A 24,799-nucleotide genomic window follows, 5' to 3' on the forward strand; every position below is an offset into this window, starting at 1 on the left:
GCGACGCAGCCCACCGAACCTCTGATATTCCTACTCCGGATCGGACCAGCGACGCAGGCAAAGAACAAACTGCTGTATCCGAAGCGCGCCGACGTCAGCGTCCCAATCCCGCCAGCTCGAACCCCTGCTCATTCCACCTGAGCACGCTCCCTTGCTCATACCAATCGCCCAGCACAATGCGCTTGGCGACATGGCCGCCGACCGTAACATCGTGAATCGCCGGCCGGTGCGTGTGCCCGTGCACGATCACATCCGCACGTTCCTGCTCGAACGTGCGACACACCGCCCCTTGATTCACGTCCATGATCTGCGGCTGCGTCCGATCCATCGACTCGATGTGCTTCTTGCTGCCCGCCCGCATCTTCGCCGCCAGCTTCTGCCTCTGCCCCAGCGACAAACATCGCAAGACAAACTGCACGAGCGGATTTCGAACGATCCGCCGCAGCCGCTGATAGTCCGGATCGTCGATACACAGCGTATCGCCGTGCATGAGCAGGACGCGCTTGCCGTACAGCTCGATCATCGTGCCATCCGGTAGCAGCTTCACGCCGGTTTCCCTGGCGAAGCGGCGCCCGATCAGAAAATCACGATTGCCGTGGATGAAATAGACCGGCACCCCGCTGCTAGTCAGTGACTTCAGCGCGGCAACGACGCGTTGTTTATCCGGGTCCGGATCGTCATCGCCAATCCAGGCCTCGAACAGATCGCCCAGGATGTACAGCCCAGCCGCGCGCCGGGCCTCGTGTTCGAGGAAGCAAAGGAATTGCGCCGTGATGTCGGGCCGCTCGCCATCCAGGTGCAGATCGGAAATGAACAGCGTCGGCGCGCCAGCGCTCATTGCAACACTTCGACTCGCTTGATCATGATCGGCTGCAGCGGCGCGTCGCGATCGAACGGTCCGAGAGTGCCAGTCGCCACGGCGCCAATGTCATCGACCACGTTCATGCCGTCGACGACGTGCCCGAACACGGTGTAACCCCAGCGGCTGGGCTGCGGATCGAGCGCCGCGTTATCGGCCAGGTTCACATAGAACTGAGCCGTGCCGCTGTGAGGTTCGCCCGTGCGCGCGAGGCCGACTGTGCCGCGACGGTTCGACAGGCCGTTGCCGGACTCGTTGGGCGTGCCGGGGCGAGTGGGCTTTTCGACATATTTGGCGTCGTAACCGCCACCCTGGACCACGAAATTACCGATCACCCGATGGAACACCGTGTCGGTGTAGTGGCCGGCTTTCACGTATTCGAGGAACGAGGCCACCGTCAGCGGCGCGCGCTGCGGATCCAACTCGATGACGAAGTTGCCCAGGGACGTCTCGACCCGGACGCGCGGCGCAGATTGGGCCAGAGCCAGCGAGGAGAAACCGAACAGCAGGGCCGCCGACAGGGCGAGGAGGCGAGCAAATCCAGGAATGCGCATAGTGACCGCCGTAGGGATAAGGCCGGCGATCTTATCAAAACCCGGTCTTACAGCACTGACCGCGGCGGCCGTATAGAATGCGCGGCTACATGGACGCAAGTCCTTAAATGTCCTCGGATTCGATGGCTTCAGATACCCCTGATCCGCTCGTCACGCGCTTCGCCCCCAGTCCTACTGGGTACCTGCACTTAGGCAATGCACGCACCGCGCTGCTGAGTTATCTCGCGGCCCGCAAGGCCGGCGGGCGCTTCATCCTGCGCGTCGAGGATACCGACGAGGCGCGCTCCAGCGAAGAATTCATGGTCGCGCTGTTTGCCGACCTGAAATGGCTGGGCATGGACTGGGACGAAGGACCGGACATTGGCGGCCCGCACGCGAGCTACCGCCAGCAGCAGCGCCGCTCCATATATGACGAGTATCTGTCGCGGCTGGACGCGGCGGGGCTGACGTATCCGTGTTTCTGCACGCCCGCCGAGCTGAGTATTTCTCGCAAGCGCCAGCTCGGTGCCGGTCAGCCGCCGCGTTATGCGGGCACCTGCCGGAACCTCACGACCGAGGAGCGCAGCGAACGTTTGGCTCGAGGCTTGCCCGCAGCGCTGCGCTTTCGCGTGCCGGAGGGGCAGGTGGTGTCGTTCGTGGATGTGGTCCACGGCGAGCAGCGTTTCAACAGCGACGACATCGGCGACTTCATCATTCGCCGCACCGACGGCAGCACCGCGTTCTTTTTCTCGAATGCGGTGGACGATGCGTTGATGGGCGTGACACTGGTGCTGCGTGGCGACGATCACATGACCAACACACCGCGTCAGATCCTGATTCTGCAGGCGCTGAACCTGCGAATTCCTCAGTACGCGCACGTCGCACTCTTGCTCGGCATGGATGGCGCGCCGCTGTCCAAGCGTCATGGCGACACGAGCTTGCGAGACCTGCGCGAGCACGGGTATTTGCCGGGCGCGCTGCGCAATCATCTGGTGCGACTGGGGCATTCCTGCGTGAGCGATGGCTGGCTGGACGATGCCGCACTGATCGCGGACTTCGACCTGAACCGCCTGGGCCGCGCCGCCGCCAAGTTCGACGAGGCGCAGCTGCGCCACTGGCAGAAAGAAACGGTCGCGCACCTGTCGACGGAAGAATTCGTGAACTGGATTGCAGCCGAGTTGCCGCCGGGACTGGACCCGCAGCAGCAGGCGCAGTTCGTCAGCGTCGTGCGAGCGAACATCGAGCTGCCGTCGGACGCCCGGACCTGGGCGAAAGTCGTTTTCGGCAAGCTCGACGAATTCGAGCCCGCCGCTCATGCGGCGATCCGCGAAGCGGGCGAGGGCTTTTTCACCGAGGCGCTGAAGGTCATCGGCCACCCGGGCTCGGAATTCAAACAGGCCGTGAAAGCGCTGGGGCAGGCCGCCGGCAAGAAAGGCCCGGCGTTGTTCATGCCGTTACGCGCCGCGTTGACGGGCTTCACCCACGGGCCGGAACTGGCCCCCATGCTGTCATTGCTGCCGTTCGCCGAGGTGCAGGCGCGTCTCGAGCATGCCCGCCGGCTCGCGGTCTGACAGAATCAGGCTATGCAGATATTCAACTCACTGACCGGTCGCAAGGACGAGCTCCACACTCACCAGCCGAACGTCGTTCGCATGTATGTGTGCGGCGATACGGTTTATGACTTCTGCCACATCGGCCATGCGCGCTCCAAGGTCGCCTTCGACATCGTGCGCCGGTACCTCGAGTACCGCGGCTACCAGGTGGTCTTCGTTCGTAACATCACGGACATCGACGACAAGATCATCAAGCGGGCGGCGGAGAACGGTGAGTCGATTCAGTCGCTGACGGACCGCTTCACCAAATACATGCACGAGGACTACGACCGCCTCGGCATTCTGCGCCCGACGCACGAGCCGAAGGCTACGGAGCACATCGCGGGCATCATCGCGATGACGCAGCAGCTCATCGACAAGGGGTACGCGTACCTCGCAAGCAATGGTGACGTTCTGTATTCGGTGTCGAAATTTGCGCCGTATGGAAAGCTGTCGGGTCGTGACCTGGAGGATATGCGAGCGGGTGCGCGCGTGGCGGTCGACGAGGCGAAGCACGATCCGGCGGACTTCGTTTTATGGAAGCGCGCCAAGCCGGGCGAGCCGTTCTGGCCCTCGCCGTGGGGCGATGGCCGGCCGGGCTGGCACATCGAGTGCTCGGCAATGTCGCTCGATCTGCTCGGCTCGCACTTCGACATCCACGGCGGCGGCATGGACTTGAAGTTCCCGCACCACGAAAACGAGATCGCGCAGTCGTGCGCGGCGACGGGCGATACGTTTGCGACGTTCTGGATGCACAACGGCTTCGTGAACGTCGACGACGAGAAGATGTCGAAGTCGCTCAACAATTTCTTCCGCATTCGAGATGTGCTCGACTCGGGCAAGCTGCGCGATCCGGAAGTGCTGCGGTTCTTCCTCGTATCGAGCCAGTATCGGGGCCCGATCAATTATTCGCTGGTGCAGATCGAGCAGGCGGATGCGGCGCTGGGTCGGCTCTATACGGCGCTACGCGATGTGACGCCGGCTGCTGGCTTCGAGCCGAGCGAGGCGACGAGGCGCTTCGAAGCGGCAATGGATGACGACTTCAACACGCCCGACGCGATTGCCGCGTTACAAACATTGGCGACGGAGATCAACCGGGCGAAGAGCTCCGGCGACGCCGCTGTCGCGAGCTCGCTTGCCGCTGAGCTGAAGAAGTTGGCCGGCGTGCTTGGGCTGTTGCGGCTCGCGCCAGAAGAGTTTCTGCAGAAGGGCGTCGGTGCCTCGTCGCTCGGCGACGCTGACATCGAGCAACTCATCGCTGATCGCAAGGCTGCGCGCGCCGGACGGAACTTCAAAGAGGCGGATCGGATCAGGCAGCAATTGTCTGATGCGGGCATTGTTTTGGAAGACAAGCCGGACGGGACGACTACCTGGCGGCGCAGCTGAGAATCCGGCGGTCTTTGTCGGCGGGAAGTTGTAGCTCCACGTTGTTGCCGGAGGCGTCGGTGGTCCGCGTCGCCGGAAGGACCACCGACCCCTCGAGGCGGCGCGAACCGCCGACGCTCCGGCCGGCTCCGAGGACCACGACCCCACACCCCAAAAAACACCGCGAAAAATAGCCCTTGAACCCCATTTGAGCGCCCCTAAATAGCTCTCGCGCGGCCGCTGAGCTACTCGGGGCCGTGAAATGTTTTCCATTTCGCTCATTGAGGATATGGCTATGAGAACTGCATTCGATTTTTCCCCTCTGTTCCGTTCCACCGTCGGTTTCGACCGCATTTTCGATCTGCTCGACAACGCTCAGCGCGTTTCTACGATCGATAACTGGCCTCCGTATGACATCGTCAAGACCGGTGAGGACCAGTACCGCGTCACGCTCGCCGTGGCCGGCTTCGGTGAGAGCGAGCTGAACGTCACCCAGGAGCGCAACCTGCTGCTGGTGAGCGGCGAGAAGGCTGCGAGCGAGGACACTCAGTATCTGCACCGTGGCATCGCCGGGCGTTCGTTCCAGCGTCGCTTCGAGCTCGCGGATCATGTTCGCGTCGCTGGCGCCAATCTCGCCAATGGTTTGCTGACCATCGACCTGAAGCGTGAGATCCCCGAGGCGATGAAGCCGCGTCGGATCGACATCAAGGGCGATCTCAGCTTGCCGAAGGCCGATGCGCCGAAGATCGAGTCGGGCGTCAAAGCCGCCTAACTGAGGTCTTCAGCTAGCTGTAAAGCCGGAACGCCGGGGCGGTGCTGCCGCCTCGGCGCTCTCCTTTTGTCTTCGGTCAGGCAATCGTCGAACGCCGCGCTCATATAGTGGTAGCTCTTCACGATCGCCGATCTGACGTTCGCGATGTCGCGTGCTTGCGGCTGGTGGCCGAGCAGGGTGGCGATGATCTCGAGCGCTTCCCACGGATGAGTGTCGTCGTAGTGCGCGTGAACGCGCAGCCATTTCATCGCCTGCTTGCGCACGTCGTCCGGAAACCCATTTTCGTACGCTGACGAGCCGCACACGAATGCGGCCCACTCGCCCGTCGCGCCTTCGATCGCATAGTTCGTCGCCGCCATCGCAATGGCCAGCGGGTCGCGCTCGCAGGTGTGCCAGCACCAGTGGCTGAGCGCATCGGCTGAATCGGAACGCCAGCCCGAGAGCAGGTTGTCGCGCGTCAGGCCGTGGCCCTGCGACCAGTCGATCCAGTATTCGACGTGATTCTGCTCCACGCGAATATTTCGGATCAGATATTTCCTCGCCATCGCATGTCCCGCGCCGAGGCCGTACTGCACCTTGAGCAGATTCATCGCCATGTACTGCGGGAACTGCTCGATGACCGGCCAGAAACTGGCGAGGAAGCATCGCATCGCCGTCGCCGGCAACACGCCGGCGTGCATCTGCTGAAAGATCTCGTGAGCGATCACGGTGTGTCGCGCGTCATCGCATTCCGAAACGATTTCCTGCAGCCACTGCGGGTAGCTGGTCAGCGCCAGCAACGGGCCGGTTCTCACAAACAGACTTTCCATGTCGACACGCTCCCTGATGTCATTGTCCCTGACCGGAGCATGAGTGCCGCTCGACCACCCGTGCTTGCGGCGACAGCGCGCATGCGCGTCAATAGTTCATGTTGCACGTTGATTTGCCTTGCAGTTGCATTGCTAAAAGCAATGCGCACTACAGCGGTGACAGAGTTGCGATGTTGTATGTGCGTGAATGCCGCACGGCCGCCCGGCGGCGCGGAACTTGCCGAAAACAGGCACGTTCCTGAGCTATGTCATCGGCCCCCACGCATCAGTCGCTCTGGATGAACGTCACGCTGCCGGAATTTCCGGCGCTACAGCGGGACATCGATGTCGACGTGCTGATCGTCGGGGCGGGCGTCACAGGTATCACGACGGCCTATCTCCTGGGCCAGGAAGGCGTTCGCGTCGCGTTGATCGAGCGCGAAAAAGTCGCCAGTGCGGACTCGGCGCGCACGACTGCACATCTCACCTACGTAACTGACGAACGTCTGCATCACCTGGCAGGTAAATTTGGGGTGGAAGCGGCGCGTAAGTTCTGGGAAGGCGGTATCGTCGCGATCGATGCCATCGAGCGCATCACCGAGGAGATCGGCAGTGACGCCGAGTTCGTGCGCGTGCCGGGATATTTGCACGCTCGCATCGGTCAGCCATTGGATCCCAAGGATGTCGAGGGGCTGCGCAAGGACGCCGAGCTGGCGCAGTCATTCGGCATCGACGCCACTTTTGCCGACCGCACCGCTTACAGCAACATGCCTGGCGTGCGCTTTGCGCAGCAGGCGAAGTTTCATCCGCGTCGGTATCTCGCAGGCCTGTTGACTGTGATCCAGCAGCAAGGCGGCCTGGTGTTCGAGAACACCGCGTTCGAGTCGGTGGATGACGGCGACCCGATGACGGCGCACGCGAACGGACACAAGATCCGTTGCAAGTATCTGGTCATCGCCACTCACAATCCCCGGATGGGCAAGAAGGGTGCGGTGACCGCGACCCTGTTTCAAACCAAGCTCGCGCTCTATACGAGTTATGTGCTCGGTGCTCGCGTGCCAGACGGTGCGGTGCCCGAGGGCGTGTATTGGGATACCGGCGATCCGTATGAGTACCTGCGCATCGAGCAGCGCGACGATCATCAGTACGCAATCTTCGGCGGCCAGGACGTCAAGACCGGGCAGGAAGACGATCCCGAGCGTGTGTTCGACCGATTGACCGCGCGCTTGCGTGAGGTGCTGCCGCAGGCGCAGGTCGAGCGGCGCTGGCTGGGTCAAGTCGTCGAAACAGATGATGGCATGCCTTTCATCGGCGAGAACGAGGAACGGGAGTTCGTTGCGACCGGCTTCAGTGGCAACGGTTGGACGCTCGGCACGCTGAGCGCGCTAATGGCGCGGGATCGATTCCTCGGCCGCGACAACCCGTGGCGCAGCCTGCTCGCCGTCGGACGCTCGCCATTCCATGGCGGCGCATGGCGGTACGTGCAAGAGAATGCCGACTTCCCCTATTATTTCGTGCGTGACCGGTTGCGACGGCCCGAGCTCGATTCGCCCGACCAGGTGGGCAGGGGCGAAGGCCGGATCGTCAGCTATCAAAGCAAGAAAGTCGCCGCGTATCGCGACGACTCGGGCCAGTTGACGTTGTTGGCGCCTCAATGCACGCACCTGAAATGTCTGGTCAAATGGAACAGTGCAGACCGCACTTGGGATTGTCCTTGCCATGGCTCGCGCTTCCGCCCGACCGGCGAAGTGCTGGGCGGGCCGGCAGAACAGCCCTTGAAGCGGTTGCATGAGTAGAGCGAAGGACGAATACGACGTCATCGTCGTAGGAGCGGGTGCAGCGGGCCTGGCAGCGGCTGCGCATCTCAGTCGCAACGGCAAATCCGTTTGCGTTCTCGAAGCGCGCGATCGCATCGGCGGTCGCATTCTCACCGTGCGTCCGCGCGGCGCGGCGATTCCGCTGGAGCTCGGCGCCGAATTCATCCATGGAGAATCGCCGGCAATCTTCGAGCAGTTGCGCTTGGCCGGTGACGTCGCGGTCGACACCGTGCAGACGCGCTATCGCGTGCCGCAGCCCGGTCGGATGAAACGCAGCGAAGATTTATTCGAAACCATGAAGCAGCGGCTGGAGCGCATTCCCAAGCCGCGCGTCGATCTGCCGTTCGCCGAGTTCCTGGAGAAACATCGACGGCAGTTGTCGCCGACGGTCCGGGCGTTTGCCACCATGCTGGTGGAAGGGTTCGACGCTGCCGACTCGACCCGGGCGAGCGCCATCGAAATATTGAAGGAATGGGCCGGCGGAAGTGCAGCGGATGCGCCGACGTTCCGGCCGCAGCGAGGCTATGGCGCGTTGATGGATTCGCTGGCCGGTAGTCTCGATCCTGCGAAGACGTGTGTGCAGTTGGAATGTGCGGTCCATGAGGTGCGCTGGCGACGTGGCGAGGTCAACGTTTCGTACAGTCGGCATGGAGAGCCCGGCGCTGTCCGCGCGGCTCGAGCGATCATCACGTTGCCGCTATCGGTGTTGCAGCTGCCGGCAATGACGCCCGGAAGTGTTCTGTTTACCCCCACGTTGCCGCGGCGGCAGGTGCCGCTGTCGCGGTTGTTGATGGGGCCGGTGGTGAAGTTGGTGCTGTGTTTCTCCAGACCGTTCTGGTCGGAGATCGACGAAGGCCGGCATCGTGATGTCGCGTTCTTCCATGCGCAGGGCGCACCGTTCCCGACGTTCTGGACGACGCTGCCGGTGCGAGCGCCGGTAATCACGGCGTGGAGTGGTGGGCCGAAAGCAGCGCAGCTCCTTTCGCGAAGTACGGACGAAGTTCTGCGGGCGGCGTTGTCGAGTGTGACGGAGATATTCGGCAAGCGGCGCGATTATCGGAAGATGCTCGAAGCGGTCTATTGGCACGATTGGCAGAGCGATCCGTATTCGAGCGGTGCTTACAGTTACTCAGGCGTCGGCGGCGGCCCGGCTAAAAAGCAGTTGGCGAAATCGGTGGAGCAAACCTTGTTTTTCGCGGGCGAGGCGCTGGATGTAGAGGAGTCCTCGAGCGTGGGCGGCGCACTAAGCACCGGACAGAGAGCGGCGAAGGAGCTACTGAACGGCTCATAGCGCAGCTCAAAATAAGCTGCTGCTGCGTTATTCGTTGTCCTCAGATTCGTCCTCTTCTTCTTGCTTCTCATCCTCACTGAACCGATTGGTAAACCGGGCGTTTCCCAGCCCGGTGCCGATCGTGAGCGCGCCCCAGTGCTCGTACTCGCGCATCATCGGCACCTCGCTGAGTCCCTGCACGACCGCGTCGTTGTGCATCACGATGACGGTTTCGTGATCGCCGATCTTGGGAATGGCGGCGCACAGTTTCTCCGGCAGGTTGAAACTCTTGTGCTCCCAATCGCCCGGCAAGTTCTGGCCGCCGCGCTCGATCGAGCCATCCGCGTCAATCACGCCCGGGCAGCCGATGCCGATGAACGGCGCCAGATTCGCCCCTTCTTTCTCGGCCCGCTTGATCAGCCCGATCAACATATCGATCAGGCGCTGGACGGCGTCTTCGCGCTCCGGCTCGTCGTCGCGGTGACGCCAGAGCTCGAAGTGCTTGACCGCGGCCTGTGAAAGGTCCGCGCTCTTCCTGCGTCGAAGCTCGACGATTCCGGCGCGGATATTCGTGCCGCCGATATCGACGGCGAGGATGCTGTCATGCCCCGTCAGGATCCATGACGGCACCAGCTGGATGCAGCCGATCAATCCCGCATGGTCGGAGTGATTGCGAATCGGCTTGATGTCCAGATCGATGCCGTCGGCCTTGAGCAGCACCGAGGTGCGACCGATCGCCAGCTCGCCGATGCGACTGGTGCGGAAGCCGCCGCCGATCACCAGGGCTTCGGTGTCTTTCCAGTCCTTCAGTTTCAGGAAGCGCCGGATGACCTGAGCGAATTCCTGCGCGAATTCCTCGATCGCGCCGTGAATCACGCCGGCGGCTTCGGCGTCGCCCTCGACCAGTAGTTTGTCGAGTTGTTTCTTACCGATTTGTTCGCTAGGCGCGTCGCCCAGCGGATCGTCCCCAGCGCGGCTGACTCGATCGCGCCAATCGTCCAGGATGGCCTGGAAGGCGCGGCGACTGGCGCGATCGCCGAGGAAACCCTCGGGGCTGCGCATCTCCGCGTTGTAAGCATCTACGGTCACCAGGCTCAACACCTTGCCGCCATGGGCAAGCAGCGGCGTTGGCGTCTCGTCGGTCTTCTTCGCGGTCTTCTTGGCCATCCAGTAATGCTCGAATCCAGCTCGTGTAAAGCAAACACGCGGCGCGGCATTACGTTCCCGCGAGAATGGTTGTTGCTGACTTCTACACGCCGATGCGCGCCCCTTGATCGGGCAGGTTGCTGAGTTTGGTGGCCAGCTCGAAACGCAAGCCCTCCGGCGCGTAGCACAGGCTGACTTTGCCGCCAAAGTCATCGGCCAGCACTTGTTCGATCAGCCGCGAGCCGAAGCCGCGGCGCTCAGGAGGCGCAACTCGAGGTCCGCCCGATTCGGTCCAGCGCAGCCGCAAACATTGGTCGCCGTTGATCGGCTCGAGCCGCCAGCGCACCGTGACTTCGCCGCCGGCCATGGACAACGCGCCATACTTCATCGAGTTGGTGGCGAGCTCGTGTATCGCCATGCTCAGCGAGAGCGCCTGGCGCGCCGACAGATTCACCGGCGGCCCCTGTGCGCATATTTCACCCGGCGCGGTGCTGTGTGGAAGCAGCGCGCCTTCTATGATCGCCGCCATCGGCGCGCTGATCCAGCTCGACTGCGTCAGTACGATGTGAGCCTGACCGAGCGCTTTGAGGCGGCGAGCGAAGGTGACGCGCGCTTCATCGAGCGAGGTTGCTGCACGGAACGTTTGATCGAAGATGGAGTTGACGATGGCGAGCGTGTTCTGGATGCGATGGGCCAGTTCCGCGTTGATCAATCTCGCCTGTTGTTGCGCTTGCACCTTCGACGTCGTTTCGATCACCGTGTCCAGCATGCCGGCGATGCGACCATCGTCGTCGCGGATCGGGCTGTAGCAGAACGTGAAGTATGCCTGCTCCAGACGGCCGCCGCGGTGGATGACGAGCGGATAATCCTCGATGAACGTAGGCTCGCCTCCATATGCGCGCTCCACGAGGGGCTCGATCATGTGCCACGCTTCCGCCCACACCACCTCGAAGGGTTGCCCGATCGCAGGCGGCTTGTTGCCGAGGATCGGCAAAAAAGCATCGTTGTGAATCGTGATGTGTTGTGGACCCCACAACAGACACTGCGGGAACGCGGAATCGAGAATGGCGCCGACCACGGTGCGCAGGGAGTGCGACCAGCCATCGATCGGTCCGAGCGGAGTGCGGGCCCAGTCCAAGCGTCGAACGGCCTGCCCGCAGGCGCTGTGGCCAAGGAATAGATGCAGGGCGTCCGTCATCGTCATGCGCACCGTCCTGAAGATGCGGAGCGGGGCTGTCGTTGGAATAGAGCGACGCTCTAGCGCGTTCAATTCGTGGTGTGGGCAATTGTTCCCGGATTGCCGCGCAACCGTCACGAAACCGTCAAACGCCTGACTTACTCTGGCGCGCCCGCAACGTGGGTGTAGTGGCAATTGGGGTTCGTGGCGAAGCGATGTTTTCCGAGAAGCCTGGCGTAGCGAAGGACCGGGCCGTGTGGAGCCGCCTGTTGCGGCAGATCGCCACGTTGTCCGGCCGGCCGCAGGATGCGAGCGATTACTTGAACGATGCCTATGTTCGCATGTCCGAGCACGGCGGCTCGTCCATCCGCAACTTCGAAGCGTTCGTGGTGCGCATCGCCGTCAATCTGGCGCGCGACGACCATCGCCGCCAGCGTCGCCGCAACGTCAGCGGCGACGAGGACTTGAACGCGATCGCCGATGCAGGTCCCACGCCCGAGGAAATGCTCGATGTGCGGCAACGTCTCAGCGCCGTGCAAGCCACGCTGTCCCGCCTGCATCCACGCACGCGGCAGATTCTGCTGATGCATCGGCTGGATGGATTGCGTTACCGCGAGATCGCCGAACGCTTGGGCATAAGCGAAAGCGCCGTTGAGAAGCACGTAGCGAAGGCCGCGCTGGGGTTGCTGCGCGCGAGCAAGGCATTCTGATGGTGGTGAGAAACATCATCGAACGCGTCGCACTAGCCTGGCTCGAACGGGAGGCCGCTCGCTGGCTGGCCCGGTTGCACGCCGACGATTGCGATGAGCGCGAACGTGTGCGGTTCAGACAGTGGCTGCGAGTCGATCCGAAACATGCGACGGTGTTCGAAGAACTGACAGCAGTGTGGGAGTTGGTCGGCGCGCGTGTTCCGGTCCACGCGCCTCGGCCGATGCAAGTTACACGCAGACGCTTGCTTCTCGGTGGTGGCGCAACGCTGACCGCAGTTGCTGGCGGATTCTTTGCGCAAAGCGCCGGTGCTGAGGTTTATCGAACCGACGTCGGCGAGCTTCGCTCGCTCGTGCTCGCCGACCGGTCGAAAGTCTTGCTGGATGCGGACTCGGAACTGCGTGTGCGCAATCGAGACACCGGATGTGAAGCAACGCTCGAACGCGGCCGTGCCCACTTCGATCTTCAAGCTCGGACGACAGGTTCGCTCGTGGTGCGCGCCGGCAACTGCCATCTGAGCATCGAGCGTGGGACCTTCGAGATCGAAACGGGCGAGGGCAGCGCCGCTCGCATCCTGATGCTGTCGGGCGCCGGCGCCGTGCGCCAGAGCGAAAGTCAGATCAAGACCTTGGCAACCGGGCATCTGTTCGACGAGACATCGACCAGCGTAGCGCCGATGCCAGCAACGGAAGTGGAGCGCCTGACAGCGTGGCAGGATGGGCGAGCGATCTTCAACAACGACAGTCTGGCCGCGGCCGTTCAGATCATGAACCGTTACGACCGTCAGCGGCTCACCCTTGAAGATGCGGGCACGGTCGACTTGCGAATCAGCGGCACGTTCCGTGTCGGCGACAACGCGGCGTTCGCCGAAGCATTGAAAGCGATGCTGCCTCTGGAGGTCGAAGCGAGCGACGAGATCCTGCATCTGACCCCCCGCGGGTCGGCGTCATAAAACATTCATGAAACTCCTCTGAGGAATTCGCACGCGGCGTCGTCGAGTGCGTGACCGGCCAGCACGGCCAGCCAACTTCGGAACATCATGCAGCTGTCTCTTTATCGCTCCGGCCTGCCCGCGCTCGTCGCGGCCATTGCCATCGGTCTTTCGGCTCCCTCTCAGGCGCAGACGGAAGCGATCAGCATCTCGACGTCGATTCAGGCACTCGACTCGGCGCTGAACGCCATCGCTCAGCAGAGCGGCGTAGACATTCTGTTCAGCCCGACAGACGTGGCTGGGCAGCAGGCGCCGGCGCTGAACGGCGAGATGAGCGCCTTGCAAGCAGTGCAGATGCTCATTGCCGGCACGCCGTTGGAAGTCGTAACGACGTCTTCTCGCGCTTTGATTGTGCGTCGGAAGGAGATGCTGCGAGTGGCGCTTGCGGCGGATGCCGCGGCGGCTACGTCGTCCGCGGCGAGCGAGGTGGAGGAGGTCGTTGTCACTGGCACAGCCCTGCAAAATCAGGAAGCCGTCGCGAATCGGCGCAACTCGCTGACCATCGTCGACACGCTGACTCAGGACGACACCGGCGACCTGGCCGACAAGTCGCTTGCAGATGCGCTCAGTCGCGTGTCCGGCGTGAGCACGATGCAGGTGTTGTACGGTGAGCAGGAAAGCCAATACGTCGCCGTGCGCGGCATCACGCCCGATCTGAACTACGTGTCGGTGGACGGTATCGGCATGATCTCGGTGGCCAACCAAGGCTCCGGCCAGCGCCGTATCGACCTGGCGCTCATTCCGAGCCAGGCGGCGCGCACTACTGAAGTATTCAAGACGTTCACCGCCGATCTGGATTCGGGCGCCATCGGCGGCATCATCAACATCGTGCCTTACAGTGCGTTCGACGGTGACGACAAGTTCTACGTCGACACGTTCGCCAGCTACAGCACTTACGACAAAGTTCCCGGTGGCAATAGCCCCGGCGGCTACGACGATACGCCGTGGGGCGGCGGCATCAAGCAGCTGTGGTCGAGGCGGCTCGGTTCGAACGATCAGTTCGGCGTCGTCATCAGCAGCGTGTACCAGCAGCGCACCTATGACGAAACCAAGCGCAATCCGAACGGCCGCACGTATTACACGGCCATGGGCGCCGCCACGACGCCAATCAGCCCTGACTACAACGGCTACGACGCCGCGCCACAGGCGTTCGTCAGCTATGACTTCACCAGTTTCGTGGAGAACTACGGCGGCTCGGCGCTGCTCGAGTTCTCGCCGTCCTCGTCGTGGTACAGCTCGCTGATGCTGTATGACTATCGGCAGAAGGAAGATCAGACGACGAACGGCCCGACGCTGCGCGCCTTTACCGGATTGAGCGACCAGACGCAGCACACCGGCACGCTGCGTATTCCAGATGCGCGCGCCATATTCTGGTACGACCGCTTCGAGACGGAGAGCCGCGGCATCATCTTCAAATCCCGCTACGAGTTCCAGAACGAGTCGCGGCTGGAGTTCCGGACGGGCTATAACGACAACACCTTCGACAATCCGGAAAACCTGGTCAGCTACCAATACAAGCCCACGAATTCTTTCGTGAGCTACGATACCTCCGGCGATTCGGTGTCGTTTACGCTGTCCGATCCGCAGGCTTTGATGGTGCCGGGCAACTATTCGTTGTATCAGGCGACCGACATCACCACGAGCGCCAAGGGCGAGTCGGCCGAAGCGCGTCTCGATTACTCGTTGAACTTCGACCCGGATAGTCTCGGCTGGGGCTTGAAGGCTGGTCTCGGTCTGCGTGACTTCAACATGGAGCGAGACCTCACGAACATAACGTACAACGTCGACAAGTCTTCGCTCGCACTCGCGGCCTACGATCCGCACTACACACCGTGGATGTGGGGCTATCCGGTGCTGTGGGTCGACTATGATGCTTACAACGCTTACGTTCGACCGCATCAGACTGTCAACACCGCGACGTCGGCGTCGAGCTCGCTGAGCTCGGACTACTCATACGATGAGACGGTGACCTATGGTTATGTCTCGGGCACGTATGCGACCGAGAGCACGCGCGTGATCGCAGGCTTGCGCGCGGACTCGGCGGATTACCAAGCGGACGTGCCGGTGAGCCTGGGCGGCGTGTTCCAGAACGCCTTCCAACACTACTCGGGCGACTATGCCTATCTGTTGCCGTCCCTCAATGTGCTGCACGACCTGAGCGATCAGTGGCGCTTGAAGGCGGGCTACAGCCGCACGCTGGGTCGCCCAGCGCCGGAGGATATCGCGCAGGCGGAGACTCGCAACGACACATCGTTCACCATCGGCCGTGGCAACCCGACGCTCGCTCCACGCATCGCCGACAACATCGACCTGGCGCTCGAGTACTACACGGAAAACGGCAGCGGCATGGTCAGCCTCGGCGGCTTCATGAAGAAGATCAAGGACGACATCTATGAGTTGAAGGAGGAGCAGCTCATCGATGGATTCACGTACGTCGTCAGCACGCCGATGAATGCCAACGAGTCGAAGCTGCGCGGCCTGGAGTTCCAGTACATCGAAAACAGCCTGCCCGGCATGCCCGGTTTCCTTGCCGGCAAGCTGGGGGCGTCGATCAATGTGTCCCGCATGTGGGGCGAGATGGATTACATCGTGGACGGTGCGCCCTTGCATGTCGATCGTCTGCTGTTCCAGCGCGATTGGCTCGCCAACGGCGCGCTGTTCTATCAGCTGCCGCGCGGCGGCGAAGTGCGCGTCGCGTACAACTACGGCGATGAGTACTACGACGGCATTGGCGCCAGCCCCTGGCTGCATCGTGGCCCGCAAGAGCGGGGACAATTGGATTTCACGGTTCGTTATCGCGTGCTCGACGATTGGATCGTCAAGCTGAGCGCCGTGAACCTGCTCGACGACAATCTGAACCTGGGCTATGGCGAAGATCTCAGCATGCGTCGCGCCGAGATGAAGAAAGGCCTGACGTTCTACTTCAACATCATCTACAAGCCATGATCCATCGAACGATTGCACGCCGGGAGGTTCTCAAGCTCGCGGCTTCCAGCGGCCTGCTGCTGTCGGGGCTTGGTCAACGCGCCTGGGCCAGCAGTCCGTCGAGCGAATATCCCTTCTCGCTCGGTGTTGCATCTGGCGATCCCTGGCCCGACGGCTTCGTGTTGTGGACGCGGCTCGCGCCAGCGCCTCTCGAGCCACACGGTGGCATGCCCATGCGTGTCGTGTCCGTCGACTGGGAAGTCGCCGAGGACGAGCGCTTCACTCGGATCGTGAAATCCGGCGTCGCCGAAGCTCGGCCGGAGCTTGGGCATTCGGTGCATGTCGAGGCAAAAGGACTGAAGCCGGGCTGGCGCTACTGGTATCGCTTCCGCGCGAACGGCGAAATGAGCCCTATTGGCACGGCCCGGACCGCGACGCCTGCAGGAGTCGCAGTCGATCGCCTGCGTATCGGCGTGGCAGGCTGTCAACACTACGAAGAGGGCTTTTACACTGCATATCGACGGCTCGGCGAAGTGTCGGAGCTCGATGCAATCTTTCATTACGGCGATTACATCTATGAAGGCCGGCCGCGAGACTGCACCAGGCTGAAGAACTGCGTTCGTTCGCACGTGGGCGATGAGATCTATTCGCTCGATGACTATCGCCGACGCTACGCTCAATACAAGCTCGACCCCGATCTGCAGTTTGCGCACGCGGCCGCGCTGTTCCTCGTGTCTTACGACGACCACGAAGTCGACAACAACTGGTTTGGCGAATGCGATCAAGACGGCTCGCCCGCGGAGGTCTTCCAGCTGCGGCGTGCGGTGGCGATGCAGGCTTGGTACGAGCATATGCCCGTGCGTCAGGCTCAGTATCCGACCGGCGCTGGAATGAGAATGTATCGTCGCTTCGACTACGGCGATCTGTTGCGGGTGCAGGTGCTGGACACGCGGCAATACCGTCACGGCGGCTTGCCACAGACGAACAAGCCCCCGAAAGGCTGCAGGACGCAGACAGTCGGGCCGGTGACCATGCTGGGCTCGCAGCAGGAACAGTGGCTGGCCGCCGGACTGAGCTCGTCAGTGCGTTGGAACCTGCTGGCACAGCAGGTGATGGTCATGCCTTTCAACTATCCCGCGAGCCGTGACGCTGGACGCACCAATGTCGATTCGTGGAGCGGCTACCCGCAGGCTCGCGAACGTTTGGTCGCGCAGATCGTCGAACGCGATTTGAAGAACGTTGTGATCGCGACCGGCGATGTCCACAAGCATCACGCGGGTGTCGTGCCGGTGCGTGAAGGTGCGCTGGAGGGGCCGGCTGCCGCAACGGAGTTCGTGTGCACGTCGATCAGCTCGGGTGGTGACGGCGAGCCGCTGAGCAAAGGCTGGAAGGACACGCCGGCTGACAATCCTCATTGCCAGCTCCACGACGGACGCCGTGGCTATCAAGTCTTCGACATCGGCCGTGACTCGTGGCGAACCGATGTATGGACGATGGATAAGGTTTCGGAGCGGGGCGGCCACTCGACGATCTCGAGCAGTTTCCTCGTCGAGCACGGCCGTGTCGCGCTGAATCGCGCTTCGTAACTAGCCGCGGAAACGCGGCAGTCGGCGCTTCGACGATTGCACAGAAGCGGGTGCCCATGTTGATTCCATCGGCGCCCAGGCTCAGCGCCGCGACCAGGCCGCGCTCATCGCCGAACCCACCGGAAGCGATCAGGTGAAACCGCGCGAAGGCAGAAGCTGGTCGATGAGAGTGTTTGGCACTCGCCACGCGCGCAGCGTATTCACGTCGACTCGGGCACTGTCCTGAATCGTCGTCGGTGTGTGCGAGAAGCGCGGCGCCGGCGCAGGTTGAACGATTCCGGAATGGGTGGTGAAGGTGCCTCGCGCGACGTTATGCGGATGGTTGATGGCTTCGCTCATGGGCAGCACCGGCGCGAAGCACGCATCGCTGTTCGCCAGCAGCTCGCACCAGTGAGCCTGCGTCTGGGTTTGAAAAACGTTCTCGAAGCGCGCGCGCATGCCCGGCCAGCAAGCGGGATCCCAATGATTGGGATAATCGCTCACCGGAATTCCAAGTTTGTCGAGCAGTACCGTGAAGAACTGGATTTCCAGCGCTCCGACGCAGATCCATTTGTCGTCGGCGCAGCGATAGGTGTCGTAGAACGGCGCGCCGCCGTCGAGCAGATTCGCATGCCGCTGCTCGCGCCAATCGCCACTGGCTCGCATGGCGAACATCATGCTCATCAACGACGCGGCGCCGTCGGTCATTGCGCAATCGACAACTTGCCCGACGCCTGTGCTGCGCGCATTCAGCAGCGCTGCGAGAACGCCCATCGCGAGATACAGAGCGCCGCCACCGAAGTCACCGACGAGGTTCAGCGGGGGCGTCGGCTTCGCAGCGTCGCCGATCGAGTGCAATGCGCCGGACAGTGCGATGTAGTTGATGTCATGGCCCGCAGTGTGCGCGTTCGGCCCGTATTGTCCCCAGCCCGTCATGCGTCCATAAACCAGCTTGGGATTGTCTTTGAGCAGCGTGTCCGGTCCCAGGCCGAGCTTTTCCAGCACACCGGGGCGGAAGCCTTCGATCAGGACATCCGCGCTCTTGGCGAGTGCTCGGCACGTCTCGACCCCGACGCTTTGTTTCAGATCGACAGTGAGCGTGACGCGGCCGCGATCGAGAATCGCGTCGAAGGGTTGAGCCGGTGCACCGGGCCGCGAGATGCGGATGACTTGTGCGCCGAGATCGGAGAGCAACATGCCGCAGAAGGGCGCCGGGCCCAGGCCGGCGAACTCCAGCACACGCACGCCCTGCAGTGGGCCGTTCGTGGCTGTGCGCTTCGTCGGATCAGACGAATTCATCGGCTCGGTGGGGCTCATCGAACACCTGTGATTCAATGTCGAAAATTCTAGTCCAGAGCATGGCATTCCGTACACTGCGAGAGAATCGTCTCGCGACAGATGCTGTGCTTGCCGATTGAAACTCAGTTAGCAGTCAATGAGAGAAGCACTATGGGCGAAGCATATATCGTAGCGGCGGTGCGCACGGCCGGTGGCCGGCGCAATGGCAAGCTCTCCACCTGGCATCCCGCCGATATGGGCGGTGAAGTTCTCAACGCGCTGGTCGATCGCACTGGCATCGATCCGCGCGCTGTCGAGGACGTGATCGTGGGTTGTGTCAGTCAGGTGGGCGAACAGAGCTTTCACGTCGGTCGAAACGTCGTGCTGGCTTCCAAGCTGCCGGACAGCGTGCCCGCCGTTTCCATCGACCGTCAGTGCGGCTCTTCGCAGCAAGCGGTGCATTTCGCCGCGCAGGCTGTGATGTCCGGTACGCAAGACGTAGTGATTGCTGCGGGCGTTGAAAGCATGAGCCGCGTGCCGATGGGTTCGCCAGTTGCGTTGGCCGAGACAGCGGGCGTGGGCACGGGCCCTTGGAGTGAGCGCATTCGCAAGCGTTATGGCGTGCAGCAGTTCAGTCAGTTCACGGGGGCGCAGATGCTCGCCGAGAAATATGGCTTCAGTCGCGAGCAGCTGGATCAATATGCACTGAGCAGTCATCAGCGTGCCATCGCCGCGATTCGAGCCGACGCGTTCAAGGACGAGATCGTGCCGCTGAAAGTCGCGGACGGAAGCTTGCACACTGCGGACGAAGGCGTGCGCTTCGATGCGAGCATCGAGGCAATCAGCTCGGTGAAACTTCTGCAGGAAGGCGGGGTGTTGAGCGCGGCGAACTCGAGCCAGGTTTGCGACGGCGCGTCCGCGGTGCTCGTTTTCAACGAACGCGGCTTGAAGACTCATAACTTGAAGCCGCTCGCGCGAATTCACAATCTCACCGTCACCGCCGGCGATCCGGTGATCATGCTGGAAGAGCCGATTCCTGCGACCAAGCGCGCGTTGCAGCGAGCCGGCCTGCGCACCGGCGATATCGACTTGTTTGAAATCAACGAAGCGTTCGCTTCGGTGGTGTTGGCATGGTTGAAAGCCACCGGCGCGGATCCGGACCGGATGAATGTCAACGGCGGCGCAATCGCGCTGGGTCATCCGCTCGGGGCAACGGGCGCCAAGCTGATGGCGACGCTCGTCCACGCTCTGCGCAAGCGCGGCAAGCGCTACGGGCTGCAGGCCATGTGCGAGGGCGGTGGCATCGCGAACGTCACCATCGTCGAAGCGCTTTGAAGCGCGCTAGTGTCGCTCCAGGGGGGCGCTGCGCCCGGAAAAATTAGCCGACCTGCGCCAAGGTCGGCGGCAAAAAGCGCAAGTAACCTGCAGGGTCAGGCCTTGGCGCTGTCTGTGCAGAACACCGGTCGGCGCTTTTCCTGCATGGCATTGACCGCTTCGCGGTGGTCGGCGGAGCGCGCCGTGGTCGATTCGTATGTTGTCCCTGCATCCATAACTGCCAGCACTGCGCGTTTCAACTCGACGTTCATCAATACTTTGGTCCAGCGAATCGCCTGCATCGAGCCGTGTTTCAGCCGATTGCAATACGCTGTGACGGCGTCATCCAGCTGGCTGGGACATACGCAGTGATTGACCAGTCCGATTTGCTCAGCGTGCTTTGCAGCGAGCGGCTCACCTGTCAGCAAATATTCCTTGGCCCGCCCCAGCCCGATACGGTGAGTCCAGAGTACGGCGCCACCGTCTGCGGCCACTAAACCGACGCAGATATGCGGATCGCCGATTTTCGAACCGTCGATCGCATAGATCACATCGCACAAAAGTGCCAGCGTCGCGCCGAGGCCGATGGCATTACCATTCATTCGGCAAATCAGCGGCTTGTCCAGATCCAACATGGACAACACGATGCGTTTCGCGATGCGCGTCTCGTGGTCGAACAGCGCAGGGTCGGCGATATTGCGCGCAAGATCCTGTATATCACCGCCCGCGCAGAAGGCGCGACCAGCGCCGGTGAGCACGACAATGTCGGATTGCTCGTCGGCGCGCGCAAAGTCGAATGCGTCCGCCAGTTCGTCGTGCATCTCCAGATTGACCGCGTTGAGGAACGCGGGACGACTCAAAGTAATGGTCAGTACCCGATCCTTCCGTGTCAGTGCCAAAGTGCCGTAGCTGCGCACGTGTGCCCCCTGGTTTCGCCCGGATCGAAATGCCCGCGATCGCCCGTTACGTTATCACCGTGCGTGGCCAAGGTGTACAGGCCCGGGAATCGGCCGTATCCGGGCTGCCGCGCCCATTGGAGCTGGCGCTCTAAAGCGAGCGCGCGATGACCATGCGTTGGATGTCGGACGTGCCTTCGTAGATCTGGCACACGCGCACGTCGCGGTAGATCTTGGCCAGGCCGAACTCTTCGAGGTAGCCATAGCCGCCGAGCGTCTGGATGGCGCCGGAGCACACGGCTTCGGCGGTTTCGGAGGCAACGAGCTTGGCCATCGATGCTTCTTTCAAGCATGGAGCACCGGTGTCTTTGATGCTTGCAGCGTGCAGGACGAGCTGGCGAGCAGCTTCGAGCTTTGCCGCGAGATCGGCGAGCCGGAAGCCCACGGCCTGATGCTCGATGATCGCCTTGCCCATCGAGCGACGTTCTTTCGCATAGCCGATCGCGATGTCCAGCGCGGCCTGCGCCATGCCGATACATTGCGAAGAGATGCCGATGCGGCCCGCCTCCAGATTCGACAAGGCAATCCTATAGCCCTGGCCTTCGGCGCCGAGTCGCAGAGAGCTTTCGATGTGCAGATCGTCGAAGCGCAGGCTGCAGGTGTCCGAGGCGAGTTGCCCCAGTTTGTGCTCGACCTTGTCGACCACGTAACCCGGACGATCGGTCGGCACCAGGAACGCGGAGATGCCTTTCTTGCCCGCATCCGGATCGGTGACCGCGAACACCAGCGCCAGTCCGCCGATCTTTCCCGAGCTGATGAATTGTTTGCTGCCGTTGATCACATAGCCATCGGCAGTCCTGGTCGCGCGCGTGCGAAGAGCAGACGCGTCCGAGCCGGCATCCGCTTCGGTCAACGCGAAAGCGCCGATCATGCGGCCGCTGAGCAGCTCGGGCAGGAAGCGATTCTGCTGTTCGGAGTTGCCATCCTTCAGCAAGGCAGAAACGATCAGGCTGTTTTGAATCGACAGGATGGTGGATAACGCGCCATCGGCGGCGGCGATTTCCATCAGCGCGAGCGCATACGACACATAGTCGGCGCCGGCGCCGCCTTTATCCTCGGGCGCGGTCATGCCCATCAAGCCCAGCTCGGCGAGCTCCTGGAACAACTCGGATGGATAAGCTCGGGCGGTTTCGTAGCTCAAGGCATTCGGGCGAATACGCTCCTGGGCGAACTCGCGGACGGAATCTGCAATGGCTTGCTGCGTGGCGGTGAGTAACATCGGCGGAATCTTCGGTCAACAGGACGACAGCGTCACCGGCAAGAATGGCGAGGGAACCGCCCGGGCGCAATTGGTAGCGGTGTGTGGCGAGCACCCGGCGAAAAAATGTCGTTTCCACTCAAGGTTGCGCATTCACATTGCAAGCCAAGCGGGTCGCCCCGCGGAGTGCATCAGCGCGCGAGGACTGCGCTCGCGCAATCTGCTCAGCGCAGGCCCGGCCGTAGAGCGTAGTTCGCTGCCGGCTGGGGCGTCCCAACTCTGTGCTGATTTGCTGCATTCGCCCGGGCTCGAGCTCCTGTCCGTGCTCACCGCCGGCAGCGCGGCTGATCGATTCGTTCATGAGTGTGCCGCCGAGGTCGTTGGCTCCCGCTTCGAGGCATCGCTGCGCCCACCTCGGCCCGAGTTTCACCCAAGATGCCTGCACATTGCGGACGAGCGGATGTAGCGCCAGGCGACTCACTGCGTGCATCAGCAAGGCTTCTCTGAGTGTCGGGCCCTTGCGGGCCCGACCGCGAAGGTACATGGGCGCTGCCATGTGCACGAACGGTAGCGGCACGAACTCGGTAAGCCCGCCAGTTCGCTGTTGCAATCGCCGCAACAGCAGCAGGTGTCTCGCCCAGTGCTCGTATCCTTCGATGTGTCCAAACATGATCGTCGCCGTGGTCGGCAGTCCTGCTCGATGGGCGTGAGCGACCACATCCAGCCATTCTTGTGTGTTGAGCTTGTCGGGCGCGAGGAAGCGGCGGATATCGTCATCCAGGATCTCGGCAGCTGTTCCTGGCAGGGACCCCAGGCCCGCACGCCTGAGTTCCGAAAGAAATTCTGGAATCGAGATGCCCAGGGTTCGCGCGCCGTGACTGACCTCCAGCGGCGAGAACGCATGAATGTGAATTTCCGGTTGCGCCTGTTTCGCCGCGCGGCAGATCTCGAGATAGGTGTGCCCGGTGAACGAAGGATGGATTCCCCCTTGCATGCACACTTCGGTGCCGCCGCGCTGCCAGGCTTCTTGCACGCGGCAGCTGATTTCATCGAGGTCGATCAGGTAGGCAGGACCACGAAGCTGCCGGTGCGTGCGCCCCTTGGAGAAGGCGCAGAACCGACACTTGTACATACAAATGTTCGTGTAGTTGATATTGCGAGCTACGACATACGTCACGGTGTTGCCGACCACATCGTGGCGCAGCTCGTCGGCCGCACGGCAGATGCCCACGAAGTCAGAGCCTCGGGCCGTGAACAACTCGGCAATCTCGCTTTCTTCGAGCTCATGGCCAAACCGGGCTCGCTGTACCAGATCAGCTATTCGTGATCGTGTGCCTGGTCCTGACGACGGCACGTCGCGTAGATCGTCTTCATGTAGGGCTGTGGCGGCGCCGGCACACCACCGCCCGACGCGTGCCCATCCTCCGCCATCGGACAGCCTCAACACCGCCGCATGCAGTTCGTCGGCGAGCCATTCATGTCGAGCTTGCACGTATCTCGGATAGATTGTAAGCCGTTCGACAAGCTCGCAGCCGGCACGAGCCGTGTGTGCAGCGAGTTGCTGCAGATGGGGCCAGGGCGCTTCAGGATTGACGTGATCCGGAGTGAGCGGCGATACACCGCCCCAGTCGTTGCAGCCTGCGGCGATGAGATCCGCGAGGTCGCCTCGGTACAAGTTGGGCGGCGCCTGGATCGACATTTGCGGGCCGAATATCCAGCGCGCCGCGGCTATGGTCCAGCACAATTCATTGCTGGAAGGCTCCGGCGCCTGTTGCATTTTCGTGCCCGGTTTGGAACGGAAGTTCTGGATGATGATTTCTTGTATGTGTCCATATCGGTCGGACAAGTCGCGCAGCGCGAGCAACGCATGGATGCGCTCACGCCGCGTTTCACCGATTCCGATGAGAATGCCACTAGTCATCGGAATACGAGCTTCGCCAGCTTGACTGAGCGTTGCCAATCTTTTCGACGGCTCTTTGTCGGGCGAGCCGAAGTGCGGGCCGCCACGCTGGCACAAGCGCTCCGAGGCGGACTCCAGCATGATGCCCATGGATGGGGCGACGTGTCTGAGCCGAGCTAGATCTGCCGCGGCCATCAGCCCTGGATTGAGATGAGGGAGCAGCCCGGTCTCGCGCAGGGCTCGCGCCGAGACGTGTTCGAGATAAGCAAGTGTGGATGGAAAGCCGAGCTCCGCCAGGGCTGCGCGCGCCTGCGCATAGCGCAGCTCCGGCCGATCGCCCAGCGTGAATAGCAGTTCCTTGCAACCGAGTGCCGCCCCGTCTCGGGCAATTCGCAGGACGTCGTCAGGACTGAGATAGGGCTTCGTCAGACGACTGGGAGTTTTGGCAAACGCACAGTAGTGGCACACGTCGCGACACAGTTGTGTCAGCGGCACGAAGACCTTCCGTGAATAGCTGACGCATGTTCCCCAGCCTTGCTTGCGAAGCTTGCTGGCGAGCGGTGCGAGTTCGCGCCAGTCCAAGTGCCCCAGCACCTCGTAGCATTGCTCCGAGCTTGGGCGAGCGTCGCATGACAGAAGATTCAT

Annotated in this window: 19 protein-coding genes and 1 pseudogene; 10 read left to right on the forward strand and 10 right to left on the reverse strand. The window is 62.3% G+C overall.

From position 1 onward, the window contains the following. Positions 1-94: 94 nt before the first annotated feature. The gene (gene lpxH / locus EK373_RS12455; protein WP_129642961.1) at positions 95-838 is read right to left on the reverse strand and encodes a UDP-2,3-diacylglucosamine diphosphatase; all 744 of its coding nucleotides are present in this window, start codon (positions 836-838) and stop codon (positions 95-97) included. Further along, entirely contained in the window at positions 835-1,413 is a 579-nt protein-coding gene (locus EK373_RS12460) for a peptidylprolyl isomerase (protein ID WP_129642962.1), read from the reverse strand. The genes lpxH and EK373_RS12460 overlap by 4 nt, the downstream gene beginning before the upstream one ends. Before the next feature lie 122 nt (positions 1,414-1,535). Here EK373_RS12460 and gltX point away from each other — a divergent pair, with 122 nt between their 5' ends. The 3 genes from gltX to EK373_RS12475 all read left to right on the forward strand — a co-directional run bounded on the left by gltX (position 1,536) and on the right by EK373_RS12475 (position 5,121). Continuing rightward, entirely contained in the window at positions 1,536-2,963 is a 1,428-nt protein-coding gene (gene gltX, locus EK373_RS12465) for a glutamate--tRNA ligase (RefSeq protein ID WP_129642963.1), read from the forward strand. Between the two features lie 12 nt (positions 2,964-2,975). Continuing rightward, positions 2,976-4,370, forward strand: a complete 1,395-nt coding sequence (gene cysS, locus EK373_RS12470) for a cysteine--tRNA ligase (protein WP_129642964.1) — start codon at positions 2,976-2,978, stop codon at positions 4,368-4,370. 274 nt (positions 4,371-4,644) lie between these two features. Continuing rightward, on the forward strand, positions 4,645-5,121 hold the full coding sequence (locus EK373_RS12475) for an Hsp20 family protein (protein WP_129642965.1): 477 nt from the start codon (positions 4,645-4,647) through the stop codon (positions 5,119-5,121). On the opposite strand, the gene EK373_RS12480 is transcribed toward EK373_RS12475, so the two are convergent. Next, a complete protein-coding gene (locus tag EK373_RS12480) occupies positions 5,118-5,930 on the reverse strand; it encodes a TenA family transcriptional regulator (protein WP_129642966.1) in 813 nt (270 codons plus the stop codon). The two genes, EK373_RS12475 and EK373_RS12480, sit on opposite strands and share 4 nt — an antisense overlap. 245 nt (positions 5,931-6,175) lie before the next feature. On the opposite strand from EK373_RS12480, the gene EK373_RS12485 reads away from it, so the two are divergent. Further along, on the forward strand, positions 6,176-7,705 hold the full coding sequence (locus EK373_RS12485; protein ID WP_129642967.1) for an FAD-dependent oxidoreductase: 1,530 nt from the start codon (positions 6,176-6,178) through the stop codon (positions 7,703-7,705). After that, a complete protein-coding gene (locus EK373_RS12490) occupies positions 7,698-9,017 on the forward strand; it encodes a flavin monoamine oxidase family protein (RefSeq protein WP_129642968.1) in 1,320 nt (439 codons plus the stop codon). Before EK373_RS12485 ends, EK373_RS12490 begins: the two co-directional genes overlap by 8 nt. A gap of 27 nt (positions 9,018-9,044) precedes the next feature. On the opposite strand, the gene EK373_RS12495 is transcribed toward EK373_RS12490, so the two are convergent. After that, positions 9,045-10,163 carry an ROK family protein gene (locus EK373_RS12495; RefSeq protein ID WP_129642969.1) on the reverse strand — a complete coding sequence of 373 codons (1,119 nt, stop codon included), beginning with the start codon at positions 10,161-10,163 and terminating at the stop codon, positions 9,045-9,047. Positions 10,164-10,245: 82 nt separating this feature from the next. Then, on the reverse strand, positions 10,246-11,346 hold the full coding sequence (locus tag EK373_RS12500) for a sensor histidine kinase (protein WP_198683240.1): 1,101 nt from the start codon (positions 11,344-11,346) through the stop codon (positions 10,246-10,248). Positions 11,347-11,534: 188 nt separating this feature from the next. Here EK373_RS12500 and EK373_RS12505 point away from each other — a divergent pair, with 188 nt between their 5' ends. The 4 genes from EK373_RS12505 (at position 11,535) to EK373_RS12520 (ending at position 17,529) form a co-directional block, all read left to right on the forward strand. Further along, entirely contained in the window at positions 11,535-12,029 is a 495-nt protein-coding gene (locus tag EK373_RS12505; RefSeq protein WP_129642970.1) for an RNA polymerase sigma factor, read from the forward strand. After that, positions 12,029-12,979, forward strand: a complete 951-nt coding sequence (locus EK373_RS12510; RefSeq protein ID WP_129642971.1) for a FecR family protein — start codon at positions 12,029-12,031, stop codon at positions 12,977-12,979. The genes EK373_RS12505 and EK373_RS12510 overlap by 1 nt, the downstream gene beginning before the upstream one ends. 87 nt (positions 12,980-13,066) lie before the next feature. Continuing rightward, entirely contained in the window at positions 13,067-15,964 is a 2,898-nt protein-coding gene (locus EK373_RS12515) for a TonB-dependent receptor (protein ID WP_129642972.1), read from the forward strand. Further along, a complete protein-coding gene (locus EK373_RS12520) occupies positions 15,961-17,529 on the forward strand; it encodes an alkaline phosphatase D family protein (protein WP_129642973.1) in 1,569 nt (522 codons plus the stop codon). The genes EK373_RS12515 and EK373_RS12520 overlap by 4 nt, the downstream gene beginning before the upstream one ends. Before the next feature lie 22 nt (positions 17,530-17,551). On the opposite strand, the pseudogene EK373_RS34240 reads toward EK373_RS12520, so the two are convergent. Both EK373_RS34240 and EK373_RS12530 read right to left on the reverse strand, forming a co-directional pair. Next, positions 17,552-17,671: pseudogene (locus EK373_RS34240) on the reverse strand (nitronate monooxygenase); the annotation flags it as partial. After that, positions 17,659-18,825: a CaiB/BaiF CoA transferase family protein gene (locus EK373_RS12530; RefSeq protein ID WP_198683241.1), complete on the reverse strand. Its 1,167-nt coding sequence runs from the start codon at positions 18,823-18,825 to the stop codon at positions 17,659-17,661. The pseudogene EK373_RS34240 and the gene EK373_RS12530, both read right to left, overlap by 13 nt. Before the next feature lie 132 nt (positions 18,826-18,957). Here EK373_RS12530 and EK373_RS12535 point away from each other — a divergent pair, with 132 nt between their 5' ends. Further along, positions 18,958-20,121, forward strand: coding sequence for an acetyl-CoA C-acetyltransferase (locus EK373_RS12535; RefSeq protein ID WP_129642974.1), 1,164 nt, complete (start codon positions 18,958-18,960; stop codon positions 20,119-20,121). Between the two features lie 95 nt (positions 20,122-20,216). Here the strand turns inward: EK373_RS12535 and EK373_RS12540 are convergent, their stop codons facing one another. The 3 genes from EK373_RS12540 to cofH form a co-directional block, all read right to left on the reverse strand. Further along, the gene (locus tag EK373_RS12540) at positions 20,217-21,017 is read right to left on the reverse strand and encodes an enoyl-CoA hydratase/isomerase family protein (protein WP_198683242.1); all 801 of its coding nucleotides are present in this window, start codon (positions 21,015-21,017) and stop codon (positions 20,217-20,219) included. Positions 21,018-21,147: 130 nt separating this feature from the next. Next, on the reverse strand, positions 21,148-22,275 hold the full coding sequence (locus tag EK373_RS12545) for an acyl-CoA dehydrogenase family protein (RefSeq protein WP_129642975.1): 1,128 nt from the start codon (positions 22,273-22,275) through the stop codon (positions 21,148-21,150). A 118-nt stretch (positions 22,276-22,393) separates the two neighbouring features. Beyond that, a complete protein-coding gene (cofH, locus tag EK373_RS12550) occupies positions 22,394-24,799 on the reverse strand; it encodes a 5-amino-6-(D-ribitylamino)uracil--L-tyrosine 4-hydroxyphenyl transferase CofH (protein ID WP_129642976.1) in 2,406 nt (801 codons plus the stop codon).

Source organism: Peristeroidobacter agariperforans, from assembly GCF_004138335.1.
In the GTDB taxonomy this organism is placed as follows: domain Bacteria; phylum Pseudomonadota; class Gammaproteobacteria; order Steroidobacterales; family Steroidobacteraceae; genus Steroidobacter; species Steroidobacter agariperforans.